This window comes from Pseudomonas sp. MH10, assembly GCF_034353045.1.
Taxonomy (GTDB): domain Bacteria; phylum Pseudomonadota; class Gammaproteobacteria; order Pseudomonadales; family Pseudomonadaceae; genus Aquipseudomonas.
Genome location: NZ_CP133783.1, coordinates 5,070,269 through 5,089,353, shown reverse-complemented (window position 1 = coordinate 5,089,353; position 19,085 = coordinate 5,070,269). Strand labels below are relative to the sequence as shown.

Genomic DNA, 19,085 nt, shown 5'->3' with positions numbered 1-19,085 from the left:
AGGCTTGATCCATGCTCGACGAATGGCTGCAATACCTTGGTTTATCTGCCCTCAGCTTGAGAGGCTTTGGCCCCCTGCTGCTCCAAGGGACCTGGATGACCATCCAATTAGGAATTCTGTCGCTGCTGGTCTCCGTGATCCTCGGCTTGATCGGCGCCAGCTGCAAATTGTCCAGTCTGCGTGCGCTGCGTATACCCGCGCAGGTCTACACCACCTTGATCCGCGGCGTGCCCGACTTGGTGCTGATGCTGTTGATTTTCTACAGCCTGCAAACCTGGCTTACCAGTTTCACTGAAATGATGGACTGGGATTACATCGAAATCGACCCGTTCGCCGCCGGGGTGATCACCCTGGGGTTTATCTACGGCGCCTATTTCACCGAAACCTTCCGGGGCGCCATTCTTTCCGTGCCTCGCGGCCAAGTTGAAGCCGCCACCGCTTATGGCTTGACCCGCAGCCAACGGTTTCGCGTGGTGGTATTCCCGCAAATGATGCGTTTCGCACTGCCAGGTATCGGTAATAACTGGATGGTGATCCTCAAAGCCACTGCACTGGTCTCGATCATTGGCCTCGCCGATCTGGTCAAGGCCTCTCAAGACGCGGGCAAAAGCACCTACGAGCTGTTCTACTTTCTAGTCGTGGCTGCGCTGATTTACCTACTGATCACCAGCGCTTCGAACATTGTCCTGCGCTGGGCTGAACGACGTTATGCCGCTGGTAGCCGGGAGGCACAACGATGATCGAACTTCTTCAAGAGTATTGGCGGCCCTTCCTCTATAGCGACGGCCAACACATCACCGGTCTGGCAATGACCATGTGGCTGCTGAGCGCCTCTATCGCCATTGGTTTTGTGGTGTCGATTCCGCTGTCGATCGCCAGGGTTTCACCCAAGTTCTGGATCCGCTTGCCGGTGCAGTTCTACACCTACCTGTTTCGTGGAACACCGCTGTATATCCAACTGCTGATTTGCTACACCGGCATTTACAGCCTCGCGGCGATTCGTGCACAGCCGTTGCTCGATGTGTTTTTCCGCGACGCCATGAACTGCACCATTCTCGCGTTCGCGTTGAACACCTGCGCTTACACCACCGAGATTTTTGCCGGGTCGATCCGCAGCATGGCTCACGGTGAAGTCGAAGCGGCCAAAGCCTTCGGCCTCACCGGCTGGAAACTTTATGCCTACGTGATCATGCCGTCAGCCCTGCGCCGCTCGCTGCCGTTCTACAGCAACGAAGTCATCTTGATGCTGCATTCGACCACCGTGGCGTTCACAGCTACCGTGCCGGACATTCTCAAGGTCGCAAGGGATGCCAACTCAGCGACATTCTTGACGTTTCAGTCTTTCGGTATAGCCGCACTCATATACTTGACTGTCACTTTTGCCTTGGTTGGCCTGTTCCGGTTGGCCGAGCGCCGCTGGCTGGCCTTTCTCGGCCCGGCTCACTAGGACACTTTATGCGCCACCAAACCCACGAGATGCTCGCCCCCTTGCCGGGAACCGCGCGGCAGATCCACAGCTTTCATTACGGCCCCGAGCATGCGGGTCGCAAGGTCTATATTCAGGCGTCGCTGCATGCGGACGAATTGCCCGGCATGTTGGTGGCCTGGTACGTCAAACAACGGCTGGCTGAACTGGAAAACGCCGGGCGACTGCTGGGCGAAATCGTCGTGGTCCCGGTGGCCAATCCCATCGGCCTCGAACAAGTGCTGATGGACATCCCGCTGGGCCGCTATGAACTGGAGAGTGGGCACAATTTCAACCGCCGATTCCTAGACCTCAGCCAACAGGTCGGGGATGACGTCGAAGCCCAGCTCGGCGACGATCCACAACGCAATCTCGAATTGATCCGCAGCAGTTTACGCTCGGCGTTGAAAGCGCAGGTCGCCAGCACTCAACTGCAGTCCCAGCGCCTCACCCTGCAAACGCTTGCGTGTGACGCTGACATGGTGCTGGACCTGCATTGTGACTTCGAAGCCGTGGAACATATTTACACCACTCCAGAAGCCTGGTCATTGGTCGAACCGCTGTCGCGCTACCTGGGCGCTCAGGCCAGCCTGTTGGCCACCGATTCTGGCGGGCAGTCGTTCGATGAATGTTTCACGCTGCTCTGGTGGCAGTTACAGCAACGCTTTGATGGGCGCTTCGAGATTCCAATGGGCAGTTTTTCGGTGACCCTTGAGCTTCGCGGCCAGTGCGATGTTAGCCACGCGTTGGCCAGTCGCGACTGTCAGGCACTCATCAACTACCTCATGCACTTCGGCGTTATTGCCGGGGAACCAACGCTGCTGCCGGAGCTGCTATACCCGGCAACGCCACTGGCAGCCGTTGAGCCGGTAGAAACACCCGTGGGTGGTTTGCTGGTGTTTTGTGCCTTGCCTGGCGAATACCTGGAAGCCGGACAGCTGATTGCTGAAATCATCGATCCGATCACCGATCTGGTAACGCCGATCCACACTCTTAATCCCGGTTTGTTGTACGCGCGCTCCGTGCGACGCATGGCAACCGCCGGCATGGTCATCGCTCACGTTGCAGGCACCGAAGCCTACCGTAGCGGTTACCTGCTCTCTCCTTAAGGACTGCACGGCATGTACAAACTGACCATTGATAGCCTGCACAAAAGCTACGGCGACAACGAAGTGCTCAAAGGCGTGTCGCTCAAGGCCAATACGGGCGATGTGATCAGCCTTATCGGCGCCAGCGGTTCGGGTAAAAGCACGTTCTTGCGCTGCATCAACTTTCTCGAAACGCCGAACGATGGCGCCATGAGCCTGGACGGCCAACAAATTCGCATGGTCTCCGACCGGCATGGCATGCGCGTCGCCGACCCGGCTGAATTGCAGCGCATCCGCACCCGGCTGGCGATGGTGTTTCAGCATTTTAATTTGTGGAGCCACATGACCGTACTGGAAAACGTCGCCATGGCCCCGCGTCGTGTACTTGGCGTCAGCAAACGCGAAGCTGAAGAACGTGCGCGCAAGTACCTCGACAAAGTGGGGCTGCCGGCTCGCGTCGCCGAGCAATACCCCGCTTTCCTTTCTGGCGGCCAACAACAGCGCGTGGCGATTGCACGGGCATTGGCGATGGAACCCGAGGTGATGCTGTTTGACGAACCCACTTCGGCCCTTGACCCGGAGCTGGTAGGTGAAGTGCTGAAAGTGATTCAGGGCCTGGCTGAAGAAGGCCGCACCATGATCATGGTGACCCACGAAATGAGCTTCGCGCGCAAAGTATCCAATCAGGTGATGTTCCTGCACCAGGGCTTGGTGGAAGAACAAGGACACCCGGACGAAGTCTTGGGCAACCCGCAAAGTGATCGACTGCGGCAGTTTTTGAGTGGAAATTTGAAGTAACAGCAGCTGATACCGCGTCGCGACATTCCCGAATGAATTCGGTCCCACAGGCAAATCTCGGCCCCCCTGTGAGACGGAATTCATTCGGGAAGCGGTTTATCGGCCGTCCAGGCACAAAACTAATCCCCAATCCTCGCTGTCTCTGAATTAAGCCACTCAGAGCATCCAGCGCGGCATGAGCACAACTCCTAGCGATTTCGCTCGACGATGGTTCTCTGCTCGCGGCTGGACACCTTTTGCGTTTCAAAAAGAAGTCTGGGCAGCGGTTAAACGCGGCGAATCGGGTTTGTTGCATGCCAGTACCGGCGCGGGTAAAACCTACGCGGTGTGGTTCGCGGCACTGAATAGATTCGCCCACGCCACCTTGCCTCTCGCCGCCGACAAATCGAGTAAACGTAAGCCACCTCCAGCGCCGTTAAGTGTGCTGTGGATCACACCGATGCGCGCCCTAGCGGCCGACACTGCCCGCGCCCTGCAAGCGCCGCTGCTGGATTTGAACATTCCCTGGAGTGTCGGCCTGCGCACCGGAGACACCAGCAGCAGCGAACGCGCCAAGCAAAGTCGACGACTGCCCAGTGTGCTGATCACCACCCCAGAAAGCCTAACCCTGCTACTGACCCGCGAAGACGCCCACGCAACGCTGTCCACCGTGCGCATGGTGGTGGTTGACGAATGGCACGAGCTGATTGGCAACAAGCGCGGCGTGCAATTGCAACTGGCGCTGGCAAGGCTCCGGCGCTGGAATCCACCACTGATCGTGTGGGGTGTTTCCGCGACATTGGGCAATCAAGCTTATGCTCAACAGGTTCTGCTCGGCGACGCGGGGGTCAACGTCCAGGGCAACGTTAGCAAAGACTTGATCGTCGACACGCTGCTGCCCCCTTCCATCGAACGTTTCCCATGGGCCGGGCACATGGGATTGAGCATGCTGGCGCAGGTGGTTGCTGAAGTAGACAGCAGCGCCAGTTGCCTGCTGTTCACAAATACCCGCGCACAGTCAGAGATCTGGTATCACGCGTTGCTCGACGCGCGCCCTGATTGGGCCGGACTGATCGCTTTGCATCACGGCTCACTGGCCCGAGAAGTGCGCGATTGGGTTGAGATGAGCCTCAAGGAGGGCCATCTGAAAGCGGTGGTGTGTACGTCCAGTCTTGATCTGGGCGTGGATTTTCTGCCGGTGGAGCGCGTCCTGCAAATTGGCTCGGCTAAAGGTGTTGCGCGCTTGATGCAGCGTGCCGGTCGTTCAGGGCATGCGCCCGGTCGCCCGTCGCGAGTGACTTTAGTGCCGACCCACAGTTTGGAGTTGGTGGAGGCCGCAGCCGCTCGCAACGCCGTGGCCGCGAGGCGAATCGAACCTCGGGACTCGCCGCACAAGCCACTGGACGTATTGGTCCAACACTTGGTGAGCATGGCCCTCGGTGGCGGTTTTCGGCCTGATGATTTGCTGACGGAGGTCCGCAGCGCTTGGGCCTACCGCGACCTGACGGAGGAAGAATGGCAATGGGCGCTGGCCTTTGTTCGGCATGGCGGGCACTCCCTCACCGCTTACCCTGATTACCGCCGAGCGGAACCGGACGAACACGGCGTCTGGCGCGTTCCTGACGCACGTCTTGCCCGGCGCCATCGCATGAGCATCGGCACCATCGTCAGCGATGCCAGCATCAACGTGAAGTATTGGAGCAAGGGCGGCGGTGGTCGCGCCTTGGGCACGGTTGAGGAAGGTTTCATAGCGCGTTTGAAACCCGGGGACGGTTTTCTGTTTGGCGGCCGCCTGCTGGAGCTGGTGCGCGTGGAGAATATGACCGCTTATGTGCGGCGTGCCACCGGCAAAAAAGCCGCCGTCCCGCGCTGGAATGGCGGACGAATGCCGTTGTCCAGCGAGCTGGCGGATGCCGTGGTCAACCAATTTGACGAGGCGGCTCGGGGCGAGTTCGGCAGCCCGGAAATGCACGCCGTACGCCCACTGTTGGAGGTGCAGCAAAAGTGGTCCGGATTGCCCCGACAGCACACGTTATTGGCTGAGGTGCTTAAGTCCCGAGAGGGCTGGCATCTTTTTCTGTACCCGTTCGCCGGACGCCATGTGCATCTGGGACTGGCGAGCCTTCTGGCCTGGCGCTTGAGCCGCCATCGACCGCTGACGTTTTCCATCGCCGTTAACGATTATGGGTTCGAGCTGCTTAGCGCAACGGAAGTGGATTGGGTTGAAGAACTGGGCGCCGACGTGTTCAATCGAGAGCATTTGCTGACGGATATTCTCGCCAGTCTGAATGCGGGTGAGTTGGCCCTTCGACGCTTTCGGGAGATCGCCCGAATCGCCGGCTTGGTATTTTCCGGCTACCCCGGCGCACCCAAAAGCGCGCGGCAGTTGCAGGCGTCCAGCGGTTTGTTTTTTGAGGTTTTCAAGCAGTACGACGCGGGCAATCTATTGCTGACCCAAGCCCAGGAAGAAGTCTTGCGCCAGGAACTGGACGTCGATCGACTCGAACGCTCATTGGAGCGGATTAATCAGCGCACGCTCGATGTACACAGGATCAAACGACCAACACCGCTGGCCTTTCCGCTGCTGGTGGAGCGTTTTCGTGAGAGTCTGACGTCGGAAAAACTCGCTGACCGCATCGCCCGAATGGTCCGTGATCTGGAGAAAGCCGCCGGGTCTGAGCTCAACTCATGACGCCCCATTACCCAATAGAACTGGCAGGGGCGCAATTGTGGCTGCTGGCAGACAAGGCGATCTACTACCCGGCCTTGCGCGTGTTGATGATTGCCGATGCGCATTTCGGCAAAGCTGCCGCCTACCGAAAACTCGGGCAACCGGTGCCCCGAGGGACCACCCACAGCAACTTGCAACGAATAGACGCGCTGCTTGAACGTTACCCGTGTGAGCGCCTGATTTTCTTAGGCGATTTTTTTCATGCGCCAGGCTCGCGAGCGGCGGCGACATTGGGGGCGTTGAACGAGTGGAGATTGCGCCACGAAGCGTTGCGCATTGTGTTGATTCGCGGCAATCACGATCTGCGCGCCGGTGACCCGCCCGTCAATTGGGGTTTTGAGGTTGTGTCAGAGCCCTTGTTGCTCGGGCCGTTCGCGCTACAGCACGGACCGGATGCACATCCAACGCACACGGTACTGGCGGGTCACGTCCATCCGGTTTATCGGCTCCAGGGAAACGGTCGACAAAGCCTGCGACTGGCGTGTTTTTACATAAAAGAGCGAATCGCCGTGCTGCCGGCCTTCGGAGCGTTTACCGGAGGCATGGAGATAAAACCCGACGTCGGCAGCCGGATTTTTATCGTCGGTGACGGGGCCGTGTGGCGGGCGCTATGAACGGCCTGCCAATCAAGCAACCGGCGCAGGTGGAGGCTGATCCGGTAGCGTTGGCTCGCCGGGCTCTGTAGGTTGCATCGGGGTATCAGGCCCAGGCTGACCAGGGATTCCGCCTACCATATTGATCTGTGGCGGCGCGAGCAGCGACCACGCCAGCAGCCCCACATGATTGTTGTGTAAGTCCGCCGGAGGAACGATGGGCTTCGTATACGTCTTCATAGGCACTCCTGAAAATAGTCTGACTCAATGGGGGCGAGCCCGAACAGTTCAGTCAATAGAGTGCCGATTAGAAGACTAATTCCCTCGCTGCCTGATCAATGGTTATCAGGTACGTGGAAGGGTCACGCCACGCTGACCTTGATACTTGCCGCCACGGTCTTTGTAGGAGATTTCGCACTCTTCGTCGGATTCCAGGAAAAGCATCTGTGCCACTCCTTCGTTCGCGTAGATTTTCGCCGGCAAGGTCGTGGTATTCGAGAATTCCAGAGTGACGTGACCTTCCCATTCAGGCTCAAGTGGGGTCACGTTGACGATGATTCCGCAGCGAGCGTAAGTGCTTTTTCCCAGACAGATGGTCAGCACATTGCGCGGAATACGGAAATATTCGACGGTGCGGGCCAGTGCAAACGAGTTCGGCGGGATGATGCAGACGTCGCTGGTCACATCAACAAAGCTTTTTTCATCGAAGTTTTTTGGGTCGACGGTCGCCGAATTGATGTTGGTAAACACCTTGAATTCAGCGGCACAACGCACGTCGTAGCCATAGCTGGATACACCGTAGGAAATCAATCGGTTAGCGCCTTCGCCCCGTACCTGACGCTCTACGAACGGCTCGATCATTGCGTGTTCTTGCGCCATGCGGCGAATCCACTTGTCCGATTTGATACTCATGGCGGTGTCCTGAATAGCGAGCTAGAAAAATCTGTCCGGCATCTTACCGGGCCAGGCCCTTGGGTTCAAAGACTCTGGTGGCCCAAACCGCCTGTCTGCTATAGCCCGTTAGTCACGAAAGTAAATAATCGTGAACAGACCATTGGCACGTTCCGAAAAACGCGTTAAGGTGGCGCCACTGTGTTGCTTGTGTCACTGAGAATCTCTACACGATGTTGAATTTCGATCCAACCATCTCCAAGAATTTTTCCTGCTCTTTGCACTCAGTCTCGGCCAGGGCTTTTCCTGAGTCGCAGTTAACTTTGTCCAAGGAGATACACCATGTCTAATCGCCAAACTGGTACCGTTAAGTGGTTCAACGATGAAAAAGGCTTCGGCTTCATCACTCCACAATCGGGTGACGACCTGTTCGTTCACTTCAAAGCAATCCAATCTGACGGCTTCAAAAGCCTGAAAGAAGGCCAACAGGTCTCTTTCGTCGCTACCCGCGGCCAGAAAGGCATGCAAGCTGAAGAAGTTCAAGTTATCTAACTTGTCCTTATTCGCTTAAAAAGAACCTCGCCCTTAAAAGCGAGGTTTTTTTACGCCTGTCGTTTATGTAGATAGGCGCGCCGCGCCGGACATAGCGCATCAATCCTTCCCGAATGAATTCAGTCCCGCAGGGATCGCATAACTCTGTGGGAGCGAATTCATTCGCGAAGCTTTGTGTAGAAACTCAATCGTCGCTAACGGTGATGCTCGGCATGGCTTGTGACTGAGCTTCTTGCAAGACGATCCGCGCGCCTACGTGCCGCGCCAGCTCTTGATACACCATCGCGATCTGACTTTCAGGCTCAGCGATGACCGTTGGCTTGCCGCCGTCCGCCTGCTCGCGAATCAGCATAGACAGTGGCAACGACGCCAACAGCTCCACATCGTATTGCGCCGCCAGCTTCTCGCCGCCACCCTCACCGAAGAGGTGCTCTGCGTGGCCGCAGTTGGAGCAGATGTGAACGGCCATGTTTTCCACCACGCCCAACACCGGAATGTTGACCTTACGGAACATCTCCACGCCCTTCTTCGCGTCCAGCAAAGCCAGATCCTGCGGCGTGGTGACAATCACAGCGCCGGCCACCGGGACTTTCTGCGCCAGCGTCAGTTGAATATCACCGGTGCCTGGCGGCATATCGATGACCAAATAATCCAGGTCATCCCAGGCCGTTTGCGTAATCAACTGCAACAAGGCACCGGATACCATCGGCCCGCGCCAGACCATCGGCGTGTTGTCGTCCGTCAGAAACGCCATGGACATCACTTGGATGCCGTGGGATTCGATGGGCACGAACCACTTTTGATCCTTAATCTTCGGCCGTGTGCCCTCGGCAATGCCGAACATCACACCTTGGCTCGGGCCGTAGATGTCCGCGTCAAGCATGCCCACGCGTGCGCCTTCCCGAGACAACGCCAGGGCCAGGTTCGCCGCCGTCGTGGACTTGCCCACCCCGCCTTTACCCGACGCCACGGCGACAATGTTTTTCACATTGGCCAAGCCTGGTATTTGTTCCTGGGCCTTGTGCGCAGAAATCACACAGCGGACCTCGACCTTGGCCGACGACACACCGTCGAGTCCTTCAAGAGCGATTTGCAGCATTTGCGCCCAGCCATTTTTAAACAGGCCGGCGGCATAACCCAGTTCCAACTGCACGCTGACGCGATCACCCTGGATGTCGATGCCCCTGACACAACCAGCGCTGACAGGATCCTGATTCAAATAAGGGTCGGTATATTGGCGAAGAACGGCTTCCACCGCTGCGCGATTAACGGCGCTCATGGCTACTCCCGATAATAATGACTGAGTAAAACAGGCGGCTATCCTACGCCTTATGCAGCGTCTCGGCATGCTTTCACCGCGTGAGGAACGACTCAGTTAAGACCAGCAATATGTGTCCGCGGGGTGAAAAATATCGCCCGGACCTTTATAGTGGCCGATCTCCGTTCCACTTCAAATAGCCGAGCCCCATGTCCGAGCCACGCAAGATTCTCGTCACCAGCGCCCTGCCCTATGCCAATGGTTCAATTCACCTTGGCCATATGCTTGAGTACATCCAGACCGATATGTGGGTGCGCTTCCAAAAGCATCGCGGCAATCAGTGCATCTATGTCTGCGCGGACGACGCTCACGGCTCGGCAATCATGCTGCGTGCTGAAAAAGAAGGGATCACCCCGGAACAACTGATCGCCAACGTTAAGGCTGAACACAGCGCCGACTTTGCCGACTTCCTGGTGGACTTCGATAATTTCCACTCGACGCATTCGGACGAAAACCGCGAACTGTCGAGCATGATCTACACCCGACTGCGTGATGCCGGGCACATCGCCACGCGCTCGATCACCCAGTATTTCGACCCTGAAAAGCTGATGTTCCTGGCCGACCGCTTCATCAAGGGCACCTGCCCGAAGTGCGGCACTGAAGATCAATACGGCGACAACTGCGAAAAATGCGGTGCGACCTACGCGCCAACTGACCTGAAAAATCCGAAATCGGCCATTTCCGGGGCCACGCCGGTTCTGAAAGAGTCACAGCATTTTTTCTTCAAGCTGCCTGACTTCGACGCCATGCTGAAAAGCTGGACCCGCAGCGGCACCCTACAAGAAGCCGTTGCGAATAAAATTTCCGAGTGGCTGGATGCGGGCCTGCAACAGTGGGACATCTCCCGCGATGCACCGTATTTCGGTTTCGAGATTCCAGGTGAACCGGGCAAGTACTTCTACGTGTGGCTGGACGCGCCGATTGGCTACATGGCCAGCTTCAAGAATCTCTGCGCACGCCGCCCTGATCTGGACTTCGATGCCTATTGGGCTAAGGATTCCACCACCGAGCTGTACCATTTCATCGGCAAGGACATCGTCAACTTCCACGCGTTGTTCTGGCCGGCCATGCTCGAAGGCGCGGGCTTCCGCAAGCCTACCGGGATCAACGTTCACGGCTACCTGACCGTTAACGGCCAGAAAATGTCGAAATCCCGCGGGACGTTCATCAAGGCACGCACCTATCTGGACAACTTGCCGCCGGAATACCTGCGCTATTACTACGCGGCCAAGCTCAGCCGTGGCGTCGATGACCTGGACCTGAACCTTGAAGACTTCGTACAGAAGGTCAACTCGGACCTGATCGGCAAAGTGGTCAACATTGCCAGCCGCTGCGCCGGTTTCATTCATAAGGGCAACGCAGGCGTGCTGGTTGCAGGCAACGCCGCGCCGGAACTGACCGAAGCGTTTCTCGCAGCCGCGCCCGGCATTGCTGAAGCGTATGAAGCGCGGGACTTTGCCAGGGCCATGCGCGAAATCATGGGCCTTGCCGATCGCGCCAACGCCTATATCGCCGACAAAGCGCCGTGGTCACTGGCCAAGCAAGAAGGCAAACAAGATGAAGTCCAGGCCGTTTGCGCCTTGGGCATCAATCTGTTCCGCCAACTGGTGATTTTCCTCAAGCCGGTACTACCGCTGTTGGCTGCCGATGCTGAGAAATTCCTCAACGTCGCGCCGCTGACCTGGGACGATCACCTGACGCTGCTGAGTAATCATCAGCTCAACCCGTTCCTGCCGCTGATGACCCGAATCGATCCGGTAAAAGTACAAGCCATGAGCGACGCCTCGAAAGAAGACCTGACTGCCAGCGATACCTCGGTTGCGCCGCAAGGCAACGGTGAGTTGGTCAAAGAGCCGCTGGCCGCCGAAATCGACTTTGATGCGTTCGCCGCTGTGGACCTTCGTGTGGCCCTGATTCTCAAGGCTGAACACGTTGAAGGCGCTGACAAACTGCTGCGTTTGACCTTGGACATTGGCGACGAACAACGCAATGTCTTCTCCGGCATCAAGAGCGCCTACCCGAATCCGACTGAACTGGAAGGGCGCCTGACGATGATGATTGCCAACCTCAAGCCACGCAAAATGCGCTTCGGCATTTCTGAAGGCATGGTGATGGCCGCTGGGCCTGGCGGCGAAGAAATCTACCTGCTCAGCCCGGACAGCGGCGCCAAGCCGGGTCAACGAATCAAGTAAGCTTGACGCAAAGCCCACGAACATCGCCGTTCGTGGGCTTTTTCGCGCAAGAAGTAGCCGTGTTTTTTGCTGGCTACTATCTTCTTTAGGGACCCTCTGCCTGTTCGCTCACCCGGCACACCCATGACCGATTTCATTCTCACGCTCATCAGCGCTGCCCTGATCAATAACGTTGTATTGCAGTGGCCGTTGGGCGTCGATCCCGTAATCAATACCAGCCGCGAACCCTGTATTACTCGGGTGCAACTTCATGCGCTGGGGATGGCGACCGTCTGGGTGATGTTTTGCAGCACGCTGCTCAACTACCTGCTGTACCACTCGGTACTGGTGCCGTTGGAACTGGGGTATCTAAGGTTGTTCGTATTCCTGCCAGTCAGCGTAATGGCGATAAAGCCCTGCGTGTCAGTGCTATCGCGACTGCTCCCCCGGTTGTCGTTCGACGGATTTCAACTGCTGCTAGTGAGCAACGCCGGTATCCTCGGGCTTGCGTTGTTAAGCACTCAGCCCGACAAGGGCATGCTCTACGCGCTGGCGCTGAGCATCGGCTCGGGGTTGGGATTTTGGCTGGTTTTGAGCCTGTTTCATGATCTTCAACAACGGATTCAAACCCAGGACGTCCCGTTGCCTTTTCGTGCCTTACCGATCCAGTTAATCAGCGCGGGCTTGATGGGCCTGGCTTTTCTTGGTTTCAGCGGGCTGATCAAGCCATGAACCTGATCCAAACTATTGATGTGCTGCTGCCACAAACGCAATGCGGCAAGTGCGGCCATCCCGGTTGCAAGCCCTACGCCGAAGGCATCGCCAGCGGTGAAGCCATCAACAAATGTCCACCCGGTGGCGACGAAACCATTGCCTCGCTTGCTCGGCTGCTGAACGTTCCAGTGGTGCAATTGGACCTTGAGCGCGGCCCGGCACCAGCGCAGATTGCGTTTATCCGGGAAGCGGAATGCATTGGCTGTACCAAATGCATTCAGGCTTGTCCGGTGGACGCTATCCTCGGCGCGGCGAAGCTGATGCACACCGTAATCATTAATGAATGCACCGGTTGCGATTTGTGCGTAGCTCCGTGTCCGGTGGACTGCATCGAAATGCACCCACTGCCGCTTTCCGGGGTAGTGCCTGTTGTGGGCGGCTTGGCCGTTAGCGATAAACAGCAACAGGCTCGGCGCATAAAACGCGACCACGCCCGCCGCCGCTTCGAAGTGCGAAATGATCGATTGCGCCGCGAAGAAGAGCAGCGCCAAGCCGAACGTCTGGCGCGTGTGCAGCGCACGGCTCAGGTGAGTGCAGCCCAGGAAACAGTACCGAGCCCGGTGCAGTCCGCCATTGAACGAATACGTGCGCAAAAAGCAGCGGCCACTGATCAGGCGCTGAAAAAAGCCAAGATCGCCCTGGCGATGAGCCGCGCACAATTAAATAAATCGTTAAAAGCCTTTGGTCACCCACCTACCCGGGAACAACAAGAACAACTGGTGGTGTTGCAGCGCGAGTTCGAAGCCGCCGAGCAAACCCTGATTTTTCTTGAATCTGCGGCCCAGGCACACACCCAGGTCAGCGCGCATGCCAACGCCTGAAGCCTTGCCCGACACCGTCGAGAAGGTCAGCGACGGCCTGCAGAAAACCATGACGCTGGTATTACTCGCGACGTTACCCGGGGCGCTGACGTTGCTATGGTTTTACGGTTGGGGAATCGTGATCAGCTGGCTCCTGGCCGCGAGCATGGCGCTGGCCGTGGAAGCCGCGGTGCTTACATTGCGCCAGCTGCCGCTCAAGCCGAGCTTAAGCGACGGCAGTGCGCTGGTCAGCGCCACCCTCCTGGCGCTTGCTCTCCCGCCGTATTCACCGTGGTGGTTGACGCTGGTGGCGACCGGTTTTGCCCTACTGTTCGGCAAGCATCTGTTCGGCGGAATCGGTAAAAATCCGTTTAATCCGGCCATGCTCGGCTACGCGATGGCGCTGGTGTCTTTTCCCCAGCACATGAGCCACTGGCCAGCCCCACACGGCCTGAATCTATTGGGCGGCCTGCAACAGATCTTCGGTGTGAACCTTGGTTTGGCAGCACCGCCCGATGCGTGGGCCCAAGCCACAGCACTGGATGCATTGCGGATCAATAAAAGCCTCACTGTTGAGGAGTTGTTTGCCAGTAATCCATCGTTTGGCCGATTCGGGGGCCGGGGTGCCGAGTGGCTCAATCTGGGGTTCTTAGCCGGCGGCGCCTTCCTGCTTCGGCAACGCGTGTTTACGTGGCACGCACCCGTGGGAATGTTGGGCAGCCTGTTTATTATCAGCCTGCTGTGCTGGAACGGTTCAGGCTCTGACTCTCACGGGTCGCCGCTGTTCCATCTGCTGACCGGTGCGAGCATGCTCGGCGCATTTTTTATCGTGACCGAACCCGTGTCCGGCCCCAAAAGTCCGCGTGCGCGGTTGCTGTTCGGGATTGGGGTGGGGGTAATCACTTACCTGATTCGCACATGGGGCAGCTACCCCGACGGCGTCGCGTTTGCAGTACTGCTCATGAATCTGGCCGTCCCCACTTTGGAGCGCCTGGAACGCTCGAAGCCCGACAGCGAGACAAAAAAAACGGGAGCCACGCCATGACCAAGCAGGCGAGATGGTTAAGCGCGTTAGTTATCGTCTTGCTTGCGGGTTTGGGCATTGGGCTGACGATCGCGCTGCAGCAAGCGGCAGCACTGCAAATCAGTGCGGCGCAGGAGGCGGCTCAAGCTCAAGCCTTTTTATCGGTTATGCCTCCTGACAGTTACGATAATCAACCGTTACAACACCCGCTGTCGCTGCCTGAGCGCACCGCCGACACCCATGCAGTGATCGCCGGTTATCTTGCGACGAAAGGGGGCAAGCCCAGTGCGGTTCTGTTTCATAGCCAGGCTCAAGGTTATTCTGCCCCCATCGAGTTACTGATCGCCGTGTCGATAGACGGCCAGTTGCTCGGCGTCAAAGTCCTCAAGCACAACGAGACCCCCGGCATTGGCGCCCGCCTCGTGACTGAACCGGCCTGGCTCAAGCGTTTTATCGGCCGCTCTCTCACTGATCCTCCCGAGTCAGAATGGGCATTAACGAAAGATCACGGCGACTTCGACCAAATCGCTGGCGCGACCATCACCTCTCGGGCAACCGTCGGCGCCATTCGTAGCACATTGCGTTTCTTCGACGCTTATCGGGCACTACTCATGGCGCTCCCGTCGGGTACGCCCCCATGACTCATCCCGTGCAACAGGTTAATCGACCTTGTATTCATGCCCTGCTCGGCCCCCTGAGCTTGACGCCCCTTCTGGGCGTTACCGACTCTTTTGCCCGGGCACTGGGGTTGCTGATGGTGCTGTGGGTCGTTGTTGGCGTGCACGCCGTGCTGATTGCACGGATACGCCAACTATTGACGCCCAGCGCCGAACTCCTCGCCAGCGCGTTGCTAGCTGCTTCGCTTGTCAGCTGTTCTGAGCTGGTACTACAAGCGTATGCATTGGCCCTTTATCAAGGGTTGGGGATTTACCTTCCTTTGTTAGGCATTTATTGCGTGCTGAGCAACGACTCACGCACTGCCGTGGACGTGCTGCGCCGCGGTCGCCCTCTGATCGCTCGATTCAGTGCCTTGATGGTGGTACTCGCCCTGTTCCGTGAGTTCTTGGGCAACGGCACACTGTTCAGCCACGCTCAGTGGCTATTCGGTGCTCGCGCAACGCACTGGGAGATACAGATGCTGCCGGAGGGCGCCCACTTGGCGCTGCTGACCCCTGGCGGGTTAATCCTCTTGGGATTGCTTCTTGCCGCGAACAATTACCGGGCTGATAGGCGGATTAAAATCCGACCGGCCGGTGCCGAGAACACCAATCAATCCTCCACCGCCAAGGAAACGCTGCACCCATGAACGCCGCAAAACGCCTGGAAATTTTCCGTCGCCTGCGGGAAGACACCCCGGAACCTAAAACAGAGCTGGCTTATAGCTCGTCTTTTGAATTATTGATTTCCGTGATTCTCTCGGCCCAAGCGACTGATGTCAGCGTCAACAAGGCCACTGCACGTCTTTACCCGGTGGCAAACACCCCACAAGCTATTTACGACCTAGGGGTTGCCGGGCTTTGCGATTACATAAAAACCATTGGTCTTTACAACGCCAAAGCTAAAAACGTCATCGAGACCTGCCGCCTTCTGGTGGAACGACACCACAGCCAAGTACCTCAGACTCGGGAAGAACTTGAAGCGCTGCCGGGCGTAGGTCGTAAAACGGCAAACGTAGTGCTCAATACTGCCTTTCGCCAATTGACCATGGCCGTGGACACGCATATTTTCCGGGTGAGCAATCGCACCGGCATAGCGCCGGGCAAAAATGTCGTTGAAGTAGAGAGGCAGCTAATGAAATTTGTGCCTAAAGATTTCCTGCTCGACGCCCATCATTGGCTGATCCTTCACGGACGCTATGTCTGCCAGGCCCGCAAGCCCCGCTGTGGCAGTTGCAGGATCGAAGATCTGTGCGAATTCAAGGCAAAAACGTCTGACGATTGAGTAATAGTCTTGTTTTGAGGTAATCGATTGAAAAAATCTTTTTTACCCAGCCAACAATTGCCGCTATAAGGTCCGCCAACGACAGCCTAAGCCTGGAGTCACTTTATGAGCACTGGCAAAGAGCAGCTGGACGAGGACGACGATTTCGTTGCAGTTGACGCGGACGATGACACACAGCCACCCGTGGAAACCGCGAAAACCAATTTGAGCAAACGTCGCACCATCGACAATATGTTGGAAGAACGACGCTTGCAGCGGCGATTGGCCGATTACGATTTCGACCTGTAAGCCTATGGTTTACCCATTGGCCGCGACCTGACGAACGCGAGGTAAAGCCTCTCGTCTTCGAGGGGCTTTACCGTAATGGGGAACAGGATTTGGCATCCATCTTGTGTTCCCCTCCAAATCCTCTCAAACCAATCCGTTTCGCTGAGCGAGCTCAATCAAGTCCACCAACGAGCGGGCGTTGAGCTTTAACAACAGACGGGTCTTGTACGTACTGACAGTTTTGTTACTGAGAAACATCCCGTCGGCTATTTCCTTATTGGTCTTCCCACACGCCAACTGCTGAAGAACCATCATCTCCCGGCCCGAAAGCCGATCAACCATATCTGCCTCGCTGGCGTTTCCCAGGCTCGAACGAACGGTGTGTAATGCCTGGTTAGGGAAATAGCTGTACCCCGATAGCACAGCCTTTATTGCACTCAGCAATTCGGTCAAATCCTGTTGCTTGCACACATATCCAGCTGCCCCCGCTTGCATGCATCGCATGGAAAAGTGACCTGGGGCTTGAGACGTCAGTATTAACACTCTGAAAGGAAGCGTCATCGCTGACAGACGAGTGATTACCTCCAGACCGTCCAATTTTGGTATTCCGATGTCAAGAATGACGATATCGGGTAAATGCTCGCGAGCAAGTTGCAAGGCGTCCACGCCGTTATCCGTTTCCGCGACGACTTCATAGCCATGACGCTCCATTAACATGCGTACAGCAAGTCTAATGACGGGGTGATCATCCACGATCAGCACTTTATTCATGAGCAAGTCCAATTTTCGCTGTTCGATTTTTCAGAGCCAGCACAATAGCCTAGTCGTTTAGTGCTTTGCATGGCGCACCCCTCCGAGGACTAACAGACAGAGACCTTTCCTACAAATACGACAGATATATCCTACAAAAACACTCAGGTGCATGATATTTTTCTGGTTTACTGACGACTGACTTGCTACAGGACCGTAAGAAATAGTTGCAGCTCCTTTTGGTGCTTCAATGCAGTTTGATTCAAGCAATATAATTTTTTTCGTTCCGTCAAGCATATCCCCAACTCCCTTTAGACTGTTCAGCGCTTGCCGTAATTCCCATTGGGAACATAGGTAAGCGCAGGCGCATGGCCACTGGCCGATGTTTTTTTTGAAAGGGCTCCAGTCTCGATTTCTTCTATCGAACCAAAACTGGCCGACGCTACATCGGTACGACTGGACCCTCAGGATTTCGTCGCTCTCTCTTGTACGAAGAATAAGTCGAATTGTCTGACATACCACAGGATAACGTTCAAAGAATTATTACTAATTCCATCCGAGCATCTGTAGATCCAGAACGCAAACTATACCTTTAAACAAGGCCTATTAATTCCACGCTTGGTTACAAGAGATGTACTACATTCCCATACGAATTTTCCTACGAATCAGCATGAGAACAGTTCGACATATTATCCGAATCAAACGGCTGTCGATCCCGCCAAGATTCCCAGAAAATTCCGCCTCGTATTTTAGTAAATAAGAGCCAGCACGTAAAAGAAAAAACTCAAATAGCGACCAGCCAGGTCGAGTCAATTTGTTGTTAGCACAGCGAAAAAAATACCGAATACCTGCACCTAAGGCTCGTCCGCCAATGAGTTAATGCTATTCCCTACATTCTAGCTAGCCTCAACCAGACAAAAAGGAAATGGACTACGACACATGGAGAAGACTTGCCACCTCCATGTAAGAAGCCAAAGACATCGACAATACAATTTATCTAATCTGCCGTTTTTACTTGCAAATCCTATTACCACTCGTTACTTTTTATCGACAGCCACTTCAATAACTTTCATTCAAGTGCTTATCAGAACCCCTAATACTGGATTTATTGACCCGCCGTTTTTTGTCAAAAAATCGCCCTCTGCCTGGATTTAACCGAGCCGATAGAGCTCGCCCATTTAATCTGGCCAGCCCAGAGCTTCACTGTTACCGCCTTCCAGCGGGTCGATACGCTGTGCGCTTCATCCAGCGAATTCGCTTATTTCCACTTTTAAACAGGTACATGCTCGTGACTAATAACAAAGACTCACGCACCTCGTCGCCATCAAAGTCTAAACCTAAACTCGACCTTGATACTGCGGTGGAACAGTACATTCAACGAGGAGGTGTTATCAATGTAGTGCCCCTTGGAGAAACAGCCGAATTCTCTGCCGAATCATTGCCCCCTAAAAACCCGCCGATTGAGACTGAGGAAGATGCCCTTAAAAAAATCGAACTTTTAAAAAACCTGGTCGCCAAGGGTGCTGGGGTTAGCTCCTTGCAATACTCGCTGCGAATGACAAAAAAAGATGTCCGGCGAATGGCAGGAGAACAAGGACTGAAAATCTCCTATAGCCGGCCCGTTCGCGGCGCTAGAACAGAAGGGCTGCGCGACCCTGATGCGGTTGACGACAGGGTCGCCGGCCACGCCATGCATTATTCCAGCCTAGGTTACACCGCGCTTGAGATCGCACAAAAACTGAATTTGAGCGTTCGCCAAGTATGGGAGATCGGTCGAGACTATCGCTTCGAATTTAAGCAAATGAAAGACACACCGTCGCCCGACGCACTACCGGGTGAGTGATGCCTATAAACATACCCACATGACGAACTGTTTATTGCATTCCTCTCCCGCTTACGTTTAAAGAGTCATTGCCCTGCACTTATGCGTTATCGAGTAATAA

The 19,085-nt window shown here is 56.0% G+C and carries 20 protein-coding genes; 16 read left to right on the top strand and 4 right to left on the bottom strand.

Annotation, left to right across the window (positions count from 1 at the left end):
• Nucleotides 1-11 precede the first annotated feature (11 nt).
• The 6 genes from RHM59_RS22995 to pdeM all read left to right on the top strand — a co-directional run bounded on the left by RHM59_RS22995 (nt 12) and on the right by pdeM (nt 6,675).
• On the top strand, nt 12-740 hold the full coding sequence (locus RHM59_RS22995) for an ABC transporter permease (protein WP_322285492.1): 729 nt from the start codon (nt 12-14) through the stop codon (nt 738-740).
• Nucleotides 737-1,447: an ABC transporter permease gene (locus RHM59_RS22990; protein ID WP_322185129.1), complete on the top strand. Its 711-nt coding sequence runs from the start codon at nt 737-739 to the stop codon at nt 1,445-1,447. The genes RHM59_RS22995 and RHM59_RS22990 overlap by 4 nt, the downstream gene beginning before the upstream one ends.
• Before the next feature lie 8 nt (nt 1,448-1,455).
• Nucleotides 1,456-2,574: a succinylglutamate desuccinylase/aspartoacylase family protein gene (locus tag RHM59_RS22985; protein WP_322185127.1), complete on the top strand. Its 1,119-nt coding sequence runs from the start codon at nt 1,456-1,458 to the stop codon at nt 2,572-2,574.
• Between the two features lie 12 nt (nt 2,575-2,586).
• The gene (locus RHM59_RS22980; protein WP_322165787.1) at nt 2,587-3,351 is read left to right on the top strand and encodes an ABC transporter ATP-binding protein; all 765 of its coding nucleotides are present in this window, start codon (nt 2,587-2,589) and stop codon (nt 3,349-3,351) included.
• A gap of 175 nt (nt 3,352-3,526) precedes the next feature.
• The gene (locus tag RHM59_RS22975; RefSeq protein WP_322285491.1) at nt 3,527-6,022 is read left to right on the top strand and encodes a ligase-associated DNA damage response DEXH box helicase; all 2,496 of its coding nucleotides are present in this window, start codon (nt 3,527-3,529) and stop codon (nt 6,020-6,022) included.
• On the top strand, nt 6,019-6,675 hold the full coding sequence (gene pdeM / locus RHM59_RS22970) for a ligase-associated DNA damage response endonuclease PdeM (RefSeq protein WP_322285490.1): 657 nt from the start codon (nt 6,019-6,021) through the stop codon (nt 6,673-6,675). Before RHM59_RS22975 ends, pdeM begins: the two co-directional genes overlap by 4 nt.
• Nucleotides 6,676-6,687: 12 nt before the next feature.
• Here pdeM and RHM59_RS22965 read toward each other — a convergent pair whose 3' ends face one another.
• On the bottom strand, nt 6,688-6,894 hold the full coding sequence (locus RHM59_RS22965; protein ID WP_322165790.1) for a hypothetical protein: 207 nt from the start codon (nt 6,892-6,894) through the stop codon (nt 6,688-6,690).
• A gap of 105 nt (nt 6,895-6,999) precedes the next feature.
• Nucleotides 7,000-7,566 carry a dCTP deaminase gene (dcd, locus tag RHM59_RS22960; protein WP_322165791.1) on the bottom strand — a complete coding sequence of 189 codons (567 nt, stop codon included), beginning with the start codon at nt 7,564-7,566 and terminating at the stop codon, nt 7,000-7,002.
• Nucleotides 7,567-7,887: 321 nt separating this feature from the next.
• Here dcd and RHM59_RS22955 point away from each other — a divergent pair, with 321 nt between their 5' ends.
• Nucleotides 7,888-8,097, top strand: coding sequence for a cold-shock protein (locus RHM59_RS22955; RefSeq protein WP_014336857.1), 210 nt, complete (start codon nt 7,888-7,890; stop codon nt 8,095-8,097).
• A 184-nt stretch (nt 8,098-8,281) separates the two neighbouring features.
• Here RHM59_RS22955 and apbC read toward each other — a convergent pair whose 3' ends face one another.
• On the bottom strand, nt 8,282-9,376 hold the full coding sequence (gene apbC / locus RHM59_RS22950) for an iron-sulfur cluster carrier protein ApbC (protein ID WP_322285489.1): 1,095 nt from the start codon (nt 9,374-9,376) through the stop codon (nt 8,282-8,284).
• Nucleotides 9,377-9,564: 188 nt separating this feature from the next.
• On the opposite strand from apbC, the gene metG reads away from it, so the two are divergent.
• From metG to RHM59_RS22910, 8 genes are all read left to right on the top strand, one after another.
• The gene (gene metG / locus RHM59_RS22945; RefSeq protein ID WP_322285488.1) at nt 9,565-11,607 is read left to right on the top strand and encodes a methionine--tRNA ligase; all 2,043 of its coding nucleotides are present in this window, start codon (nt 9,565-9,567) and stop codon (nt 11,605-11,607) included.
• 123 nt (nt 11,608-11,730) lie between these two features.
• Nucleotides 11,731-12,318 carry an electron transport complex protein RnfA gene (locus RHM59_RS22940; RefSeq protein ID WP_322285487.1) on the top strand — a complete coding sequence of 196 codons (588 nt, stop codon included), beginning with the start codon at nt 11,731-11,733 and terminating at the stop codon, nt 12,316-12,318.
• Entirely contained in the window at nt 12,315-13,181 is an 867-nt protein-coding gene (rsxB, locus tag RHM59_RS22935; protein WP_322185115.1) for an electron transport complex subunit RsxB, read from the top strand. Before RHM59_RS22940 ends, rsxB begins: the two co-directional genes overlap by 4 nt.
• Before the next feature lie 49 nt (nt 13,182-13,230).
• Nucleotides 13,231-14,205 (top strand): RnfABCDGE type electron transport complex subunit D, encoded by a 975-nt coding sequence (locus tag RHM59_RS22930; protein WP_416195107.1) that lies wholly within the window; start codon nt 13,231-13,233, stop codon nt 14,203-14,205.
• Nucleotides 14,202-14,825: an RnfABCDGE type electron transport complex subunit G gene (locus RHM59_RS22925; RefSeq protein ID WP_322165797.1), complete on the top strand. Its 624-nt coding sequence runs from the start codon at nt 14,202-14,204 to the stop codon at nt 14,823-14,825. The genes RHM59_RS22930 and RHM59_RS22925 overlap by 4 nt, the downstream gene beginning before the upstream one ends.
• Nucleotides 14,822-15,490 carry an Rnf-Nqr domain containing protein gene (locus tag RHM59_RS22920; RefSeq protein WP_322285486.1) on the top strand — a complete coding sequence of 223 codons (669 nt, stop codon included), beginning with the start codon at nt 14,822-14,824 and terminating at the stop codon, nt 15,488-15,490. Before RHM59_RS22925 ends, RHM59_RS22920 begins: the two co-directional genes overlap by 4 nt.
• Nucleotides 15,487-16,125, top strand: a complete 639-nt coding sequence (gene nth, locus RHM59_RS22915) for an endonuclease III (RefSeq protein ID WP_322165799.1) — start codon at nt 15,487-15,489, stop codon at nt 16,123-16,125. The genes RHM59_RS22920 and nth overlap by 4 nt, the downstream gene beginning before the upstream one ends.
• 105 nt (nt 16,126-16,230) lie before the next feature.
• On the top strand, nt 16,231-16,413 hold the full coding sequence (locus tag RHM59_RS22910; protein WP_322165800.1) for a PA3496 family putative envelope integrity protein: 183 nt from the start codon (nt 16,231-16,233) through the stop codon (nt 16,411-16,413).
• Between the two features lie 123 nt (nt 16,414-16,536).
• Here RHM59_RS22910 and RHM59_RS22905 read toward each other — a convergent pair whose 3' ends face one another.
• Nucleotides 16,537-17,163 carry a response regulator transcription factor gene (locus RHM59_RS22905; RefSeq protein WP_322165801.1) on the bottom strand — a complete coding sequence of 209 codons (627 nt, stop codon included), beginning with the start codon at nt 17,161-17,163 and terminating at the stop codon, nt 16,537-16,539.
• A 1,267-nt stretch (nt 17,164-18,430) separates the two neighbouring features.
• Between RHM59_RS22905 and RHM59_RS22900 the strand changes: the two genes are divergently transcribed.
• Entirely contained in the window at nt 18,431-18,985 is a 555-nt protein-coding gene (locus RHM59_RS22900) for a hypothetical protein (RefSeq protein WP_322165802.1), read from the top strand.
• The last annotated feature ends 100 nt before the right edge of the window (nt 18,986-19,085 follow it).